Raw genomic sequence first — 8,762 nt, 5'->3', positions numbered from 1 at the left:
GTACAGTGTAATTTGTAGATATTTCATAATTTTACGGCCTTTCAAAAATAGGATTGATTTTATTTGTAAGTAATGAAAAGTTTGAGAACAATTTAGTCACGTTCTACTTCAACGTATAAGTATTAGTTTAGGTGATGACAAAAATTAATTGTCCTACCATATTTGAATAGAGTTTTTGGAGAAATGGTTTAACCTTTACTTTGTATAGCACAGACTTTTCTGGAAAGGAGTATTAAGAAAGATTTTACGAAGAATAAATAATTTGATAATCAAAAAGACAGTCAAAGAGTAACTTGAAAGATATTATTGCAATAGGAGATATTTAAATGAAGGAAGTTTTAAAACTAAGAAAACGCAGAACAGGGCAATGGGTAACTGTTGCTGGGACGGTTTTAGTTGGTGCGTACATGGTATTTGGAAATTCAGTTGTGTTTGCAGATGAGACTTCAAATAACGTGCCTACAATCACTGAAAACAGTACGGTAACTGAAACAGTAACATCCGGGTATAGTGATGTCGTGTTACCGCATTCTATTGAAAGCTCTTCTAATACGAATAGTGAAGTAACTTCTTCAGAGAAGGGTATAGTCACTGAAGAACATAAAACAAATTTTTCTGTGTCCGAACAGGTAAATCCAGAGATTGGTAAATCATCACCCTCAGAAGATGTTACTGCTCTAGTAGCAAATAATAATAGTTCTGTAGATAAGATTTCTACCAAAGAAGATGCGAATATAACCTTAGACAATTCGAAAGGTGAAGACAGAGCATCAGTTCTAACTAATTCTTCGGATAGTAGAGTGGAAAAAACAGTTGAGGAAGAAAATAGAAAACGTTTAGATTATTTTGAAGAGTTAAATGCCAGTGGTGCTTCGCGTATTGAAATTCCAGAAGGTATGACTGTTATAGATAATAATGCTTTTAAAAATAACACGAAATTAAAGGAAGTAATTTTACCGAGTACTCTAAAAAGCATAGGAATGTCAGCTTTTGAGGGGACATCGCTATCGAAGATAGAATTGCCATCAAGTTTAACGTATATTGGTGAGAATGCTTTTGCTAATATAAAGACGTTGACAGAAGTAACTATACCAAAATCTGTTGAAACTGCTAGTCATGCCTTTTATGGAGATATTAATCTTAAAAAAGTAAATTTCGAAGATGGTATTGTCACTATCCCGTCCGGTATTCTTTATAACACTGGTTTAGAAGAGATAGTTTTACCCTCTAGTGTCAAGGCTATTGGAAGCTATGCTTTTTCTAATAATAAATCTTTAGAAAAGATTAATTTGTTAGATGGAGTTAGACAGATTGAAGAAGGTGCTTTTTCAGGTGATAGCAAATTATCAGTTGTTGAACTTCCTAAAACTTTGACTGAGATTTCTAGATATGCCTTCTCTGATACTCCAAGTCTTACCCATATTAATTTACCGAGTGGTATTACAAATATTGGAACAGGTGCTTTTGAACATTCAGGTTTGACATCTATTGAATTACCTAAAGAGCTAACTGAAATAGGTAGATCTGCTTTTAGTGGAACCCATTTATCTGAGATATATCTGCCTAAAAAATTAAACAGTTTAGGTATCAATGCATTTTCTAATATTGATACGTTAAAAAAAGTTACAGTGACTTCTGATATCAATAAAAGTTGGGACGATTGGTATTGGGAGGGACTCTTTGATGGCAGCCCGTTAACGACGGTTGTGATTGAAGAAGGAGTTACCAAAATACCAGCTAAAATGTTTTATAATCAACAAGGGATTGTGAATATCAATTTTCCATCAACGATGAAAGAAATTGCTGGCTATGCTTTTAAGAATACAAGTCTTAAGACTGTTCTTTTCCCATCAGCTATAGAAAAGATTGGAAATTATGCTTTCGGAGATATTGTAACATTGACTTCAATTGACGTAGGAAGTAATTTAGTTACAGGATGGAATGCTTTTAGTGGTAGTAAAAATTTAGTTACAATAAACCTTAAAACAGGGGCTAGAAAAATTGTTGATGGTTTTCTAGCAGATACTGGTATTACAGAATTTGTCGTACCAGAAGGAGTAGAAGAAATTGGGAAAGATGCTTTTTCTAGTAATAAACAATTAACAAAGATTACTTTACCATCAACTCTTAAAACTATTGGGGAAGGAGCGTTTTCAAATACTGGGCTAAAAGAGATTGTAATTCCTGCTTCGATGAAAAAAATTCCAAATGGTATTTTGCAAAATACTCAAATTGAAAGACTCGTTTTGTCAGAAGGTGTGGAAGAAATTGGTGATTATGCTTTTGAAAACAATCAACATTTAAAATCTGTTTTACTTCCAAGTACTCTAAAGAAAATTGGAATTGGATCTTTCCGTAATACAGGGCTAAAAGAAGTGGTCCTTCCTACTGGTTTAGAAGAGATAGGTGAAAAGGCATTTTCGTATAATAATTTATCTGAAGTAATTTTGCCTGTTCATTTAAAAAAATTAGGTGATGAAGCTTTCTCAAATAATCACTTAAAAGAAGTAGCTCTTCCAAGTCAATTAGAAGTTCTCGGGACTGCATTTATAAATAATTCTGAATTGAGCAAGATAACTTTTTCAGAAGGTTTGAAAGAAATAAGAGGAGCTTCTTATTCCAGTCTCAGTGCATTTTCTGGAACGTCAATTAAATCGGTAGTATTACCAAAAAGTCTTGAAAAAATAGGAGATGGAGCATTCTATGATTTGAAAGGCTTAGCTGACATTTCTATACCAGAAAATGTGACTAGTATTGGAAATGAAGCCTTCTACAATACAGGTCTGACTTCTATTGATTTACCAGCTAATCTGAAGACAATTGGTCGGTATGCTTTCAGTGGAACTAAACTAAAAAAAGTTGTGCTTCCTAGTCAAGTTGAGACTATNGGTTCTAGTGCGTTTAGTATTGAATCGTTAGAGTCAGTACATATTCCAAAATCTCTTAAATCAGTTACTGATTATTCTAGAAGTGATAGTAATATTTATGGTACATACTGGCATGACGTAAAATGGGGACAAGGTTATAATGCCATATTTTTAGGGGATAAAAATCTAAAAACTGTAACTTTTGAAGATGGAATTTCAGAAATTATTAGTGAATTGTTCAGAGGAACGGGTATTAAAAAGATTGATTTACCAAGCAGTGTTACAAAGATTGGCTCTGCGGCATTTGCTCATTCTGATTTAACCACGATTAACTTACCGCCATCATTATCTGAAATTCAGGACTTTGCATTTGCAAATACTAAGCTTAAAGAAATTACCATTCCAGATAGTGTTGAAAAGATTGGTTACGGAGCATTTGATTCTGTTGAAACTCTAGATAAAGTTACTTTGCCTGCAAATTTAAAAGAGATCTCAAGTAAGACTTTCTATAAGACTAATATAGCTAAGATCACAATTCCTGAATCAGTATCAAGCATTGGAGGAATTGCTTTCGCTGATACTCCTTTGCAGAGTATTACGTTACCAAATAACTTAATATCAATAGGACAAAACGCTTTTTCAGGTACACAACTAACCAATGTTATCCTACCTTCAAAATTAAAGACACTAGAAACTGAAGCTTTTGGGGAAATTGCAACTCTAGTTTCTGTAAATATCCCATTGAGTCTTGAGAGTGGTTATAATGCTTTTTCAAATAGTAAAAAACTGGAAAATGTAATCTTTGAAGATGGTCGTGAAAATATTCCATCGGGTCTTTTACGTAATATTGGGATTAAAACATTTACCCTACCTTCTACAATTAAAACAATAGAATATTCTGCCTTTGCTCAAAACGATTATTTAAGTGAAATTATTTTAAATAATGCCTTGGAAGCCATTTATGAAAGTGCTTTTGCTAATACAAATTTAAAACATGTTAAATTACCTGATAGTTTGACTTATTTGGGTAGGGGAGCCTTTGAAAATAATCATTCACTCACAGAAGTGATTTTTCCCAAACAGTTGAGAGCTATTTCTGAGAATGCTTTTGCTAATACAGGACTGACCAAATTAGAAGTTCCAAGTAATATTGAGGAAATTAATTCTGGTGCTTTTTACAATACTAAATTATCTGACTTAATTTTATCAGAAGGAATTAAACGAATTGCTTCGTCAGCTTTTGTTGGTAATCAGTTGAAGGTGATAGAGTTACCGGCCTCTTTGCAATATTTAGGAAGTTCAGCTTTTGGAAATAGTAGTAAGCTAAGAGTCGTAAAAATCAAGTCAAATATAGAACTTGATAAATATTATGATGTTAACACAATCTCACCGTTTAGCTATCGAGATTATTATAGTGATGAAATATCTAAACAAAGACCTGAGAGTATCTTCGTTAATTTTGAAGGTGGCGTTAGCAAGGTATCAGACTATCTTTTTAACGGTGTAACACCTGTAAAATCAGTGACATTTAAAGACAATATTAATCTTACCGAAATTGGAAATCACGCTTTTGATGGAACTAGCCTTACGTTCTTAACTTTGCCAGATACTGTGGAAACGTTAGGGGAGTTCGCTTTTGGAAATATTAACACTTTAAATAGTGTTAATATTCCTGAAAAATTAACAACAGCAGATAGAGCCTTTGCAGGCAGTAAGAAATTGAATGAGTTGCGTAATAAAATTGAAGGTATCCGTATACCTGATGGTATGTTTGAAAACACAGGTTTGACAACCTTTATCGTACCTTCAGGGATTAAGGAAATTGGTAAATATGCATTCCGAAATAATAAGTCTACAGCTATAAGTTTTGAAGGCCCACAAGAAGGTTTTAAAGATGTTATTTTACCTAATGGTTTAACTAAAATTGATTCACGTGCTTTTGAATCAACGGAGATAGAGTATCTTGATATTCCTGATACTGTCACTGAAATCGGAGATGGAGCTTTTCGGTTTAACTCTAATATTAAGAGTATCAAGCTACCATCTGAGTTGAAAGCTTTAAATGGTTATCTTTTTGAAGGTAACAAAAACATGAATCAACTTATTATCCCAGATAAGGTTGAAAGCATTGATACAAATGCCTTTGTTAATATGGAAGGCTTGGAAAATGTTTATATTCCTGCAAGTGTCACAAAAATTGGTGAGAAACTGATTGCAAACAAGGATAAGGTAACATTTCATGTTGTATCAGGTTCTTATGCTGAAACTTACTTAAAAGCCAATGGATTTAAGACAGTAGAAGCAGGAGATGAGTATAAACATTATAATGATAGTATAGTGACAAAAGCTATTTTACGAACTACATCTCAGAATTTAAAATTGTCAGGAAATCTCTCACTTCGTTTAGAATACGAATTAAAGACAGCAGGGCGTAACATCTCAGATACAGAGATTGTTATCACACTGCCAGATGATAAGGTAAGTTTTAATTCAGAAAACCCTATTGTTAAAAAAGGTACGATTTCAGGAAAAAATAAAAATGTTTTAACATTGAAGGACATAAATTCATTAAAAGGAACTTTTGACTTTAATGTTAAAACGACAGCGGAAGAGTTAACCTATTTAGATATCGTAGCACAAATTCGTTATAAGGAAAATGGTATCCAGAGGGCTGAACTTCTAGGACATATTAATGAAGAAATGCCGTATTTGACTATAAATGTTAATGATTATATTTCTAGTAATTCGTTAACAGTATCTGGGAAGACTAAGCCAAATACCAAAGTGAAATTCTATGTCAATCATGCGTATGAAAACATTCCAGAAACAACTTCTAAAGAGGATGGTAGTTATAGAATAGTATTGTCAATAAATGTTTCTCAATTCTCAAGTGACTACAATTCTTCAAATCCAATTTATTTAAAAGTTATCTCGGAAATTTCANCAGATAGCTACCTCTCTAAAGAAAAAACAATTTTTTATAGATCTTCCGCTCCACGTCTAAAATCATTCATTATGAAACATCATGGACAATCCTTCAATTTAGTTGATGGTAAGGCGAATAATAATGTAATTTTCCGACCTGGAGAAAAATTTGAGTTTGAACTTGAGTTGGAAAATGATAAAAATGTTTCTGGAGTTTCTATAAAAACGTCACGAGATAATAAAGATGCGTTTGTATATTTAAGGAGAGAATCTAATTCTCATTGGTTTAAATATGAAGGTTTTTTTAAGGGAGCTGGTATTGGGGATGATTTCATTCCAAAAGATTTTGTCATCAAAGTTGAAACAGTGACCAACCGAGATAGTGATGGAGATGGTCTGATTGATTCGGACAAAGTTAAAGAGACGGATAAGTTTGTAATTAGTGAAGATAATCCTGTAATTGCTGATACAAATAATGATAATTGGGATGTATCGGATAGAGATTTGTTGATATTTTCAGGATTGGCTTATCTCTCTCCAAAAGGATTAGAAGGATTGTTGCCTAAAAATGGAGAAACGGGACTATCATATTTTAACTTTGATTCGTTGAACGGAGACAAAGAACCAAACTATCAATTTTATGATTTAGATCTTAAATCTACGGATAAGAGCCTATTTTCTAATTGGATATTTGTTAAACAACTGGAAAATGCTTTTAAGGAATCTGAGATAGCGGGAAATAATATTTCGCCTGGTAAATATCATTCCACAGTATCATATTTTATTGATAAAAATAAAAAAAATATCATTGTTGCTTTTAGGGGAAGCGATGAGAAACCAAATAGACTAATAAAATATGATCCTCTTGGTATTGATAATGAAGCTGGTTTGGGGAATAGAAACATTCCTTTTGGGAAAAGCCCTCAAGAAAGAGCTGCAAAGTACCAGATCAGGAAAATCATTGAAGAAATCAGGTTAAACTATCCCCACTTTGAAAATCTTTATATCACAGGACATTCTTTGGGGGGGTATCAAGCAGCTAATGCTGGAGACTGGATTTTAGAAGATGATAAGTTAGCTGATATTGAAGCAAAATTACGAAGAGTTGTTAATTTTAATGGTCCAGGTTTTAATAATAGGCAAGATAGTCTTGATAGAGCGACAACAAAAGGAAAGATGTTTACGCGTTATTTGGTAGATGAGATAAACGTTCCGAATGGTATAGCAACAATAGGGCAGATGCCAAATGATGTTAAAGTACCATTCAAAAAAACTATTAATAATCCAAACGTTGTAGTTCATAATTTAACTTCATTTTTCTATACCTTAGATCGAGGTCATCGTTCTTCCAAATCACGTTTTATAGATAGGGGTAATCATTCTTCGATTACTGACCTTGTTGAAGTTAAAGACTATCTCTTAACTCTTCCAGAATCGCTAAACTACGTTATTGATCCATCTGGTACAGTTATCAATAGTGTAACAAGTAAAACTTTATCTGGTGTCCAAGTGACAGTTTACTTTAAGGATTCTGATGGCAAGGAAAAAGTCTGGAATGCTGATAATTATTCTCAACTTAACCCAGTTTTAACAAACGTAAATGGTGAGTATGCTTGGGATGTTCCTGAAGGCCTTTGGAAAGTCAAGGTTTCTAAAGAGGGGTACATTTCATATGAATCTGATTGGCTTCCTGTAGCGCCTGTTCAAACGGGGATTGACTTTAAATTGGTACCTCATACTTATTCCCTTACTTACAATTTAGGTGGTGGTAGTGTTACTCGTGACTTACCTTCAACATACCAAACCGATGTTGAAGTTTCTTTGGAAAGTCCAACTCGTAATGGCTATATTTTTGAAGGATGGTATGATAACCCACACTTTATAGGGGAAAAGATTGACAATACCCTCTTTAATTCAGTTGGTGATAAAACCCTATGGGCTAAGTGGGCGCTAGCTAGACAAGTTAAAACTCGTCAGGAGAGTCGTGTCATCACAACGGATAAAGTAGAATATGTTGATGATGCAAGTCTCGATGCAGGCAAAGTTCGAGAAGTTGCAGCAATAAACGGAAAAGTTTTAGTAGAAATCACAGACGTATATGTAAATGGTGAGTTGCAATCAAGTACAGAAAAAGAATTATCACGTATTGAACCGCAAGCTAAGAAGGTTTATCGAGGAACAAAACAGGTATCACAAGTTCCAGATGTTGCACCAATTGAACACAGTAAACCAGAGGCTATTCTTGAAACCAAGGTTCGTCAAGAAAGTCGAATTCTTAAGACTGATAAGGTTGAATATGTTGATGATTCAAGTCTCGATGTAGGCAAAGTTCGAGAAGTTGTAGCAATAAACGGAAAAGTTTTAGTAGAAATCACAGACGTATATGTAAATGGTGAGTTGCAATTAAGTACAGAAAAAGAATTATCACGTATTGAACCGCAAGCTAAGAAGGTTTATCGAGGAACAAAACAGGTATCTTACGTCCCAGATATTGCACCAATTGAGATTATTAGAATCGAACGTAATAATATTAGGAAAGAGCATCAAGGGGTTTCTACTGTAATAAATACTAAGATAGAGCAAGTAGTGATGAATCAATCGTNTTCAGAACCTTTTTCATCAAAAGAAACAACCATAAGAACTAAAGGTTATTTACCAAATACAAGTAGTGAATATGGTTATGGTTTTGAGTTGGCAGGTATTATTGCTTTAGCAACGGCTCATTTTGGAATCATCTCAAATAAGAGAAAGAAAAATATAAAAAACTAGTTATTAGTGATGGATTAACTCAACTTTAAGAATTATTCCACATTAAGACTAATGAGAAAGTTCTCAGAAGTGATATTCGGCTCTATAATATTTGTAGTGGGTAAATCCCCTATGAATATTATAGAGCCTATTTTGTTGTAGAAAAAAAGTCCCATAAGATCTATAATGAAAAGCGACAAAATAACTCATTATAAAGATTTA

Annotated in this window: 1 protein-coding gene; it reads left to right on the top strand. The window is 33.4% G+C overall.

Translation table 11 applies throughout. The annotated features are described in order from the left end of the window. Positions 1-326 precede the first annotated feature (326 nt). Entirely contained in the window at positions 327-8,561 is an 8,235-nt protein-coding gene (locus D8787_RS05750; RefSeq protein WP_125421670.1) for a leucine-rich repeat protein, read from the top strand. Positions 8,562-8,762 lie beyond the last annotated feature (201 nt).

It is taken from the genome of Streptococcus mitis (genome assembly GCF_003944325.1).
Classification (GTDB): domain Bacteria; phylum Bacillota; class Bacilli; order Lactobacillales; family Streptococcaceae; genus Streptococcus; species Streptococcus mitis_CW.
The sequence above is the reverse complement of the archived record's forward strand: the minus strand, read 5'-3'. Positions and strand labels throughout refer to the sequence as shown.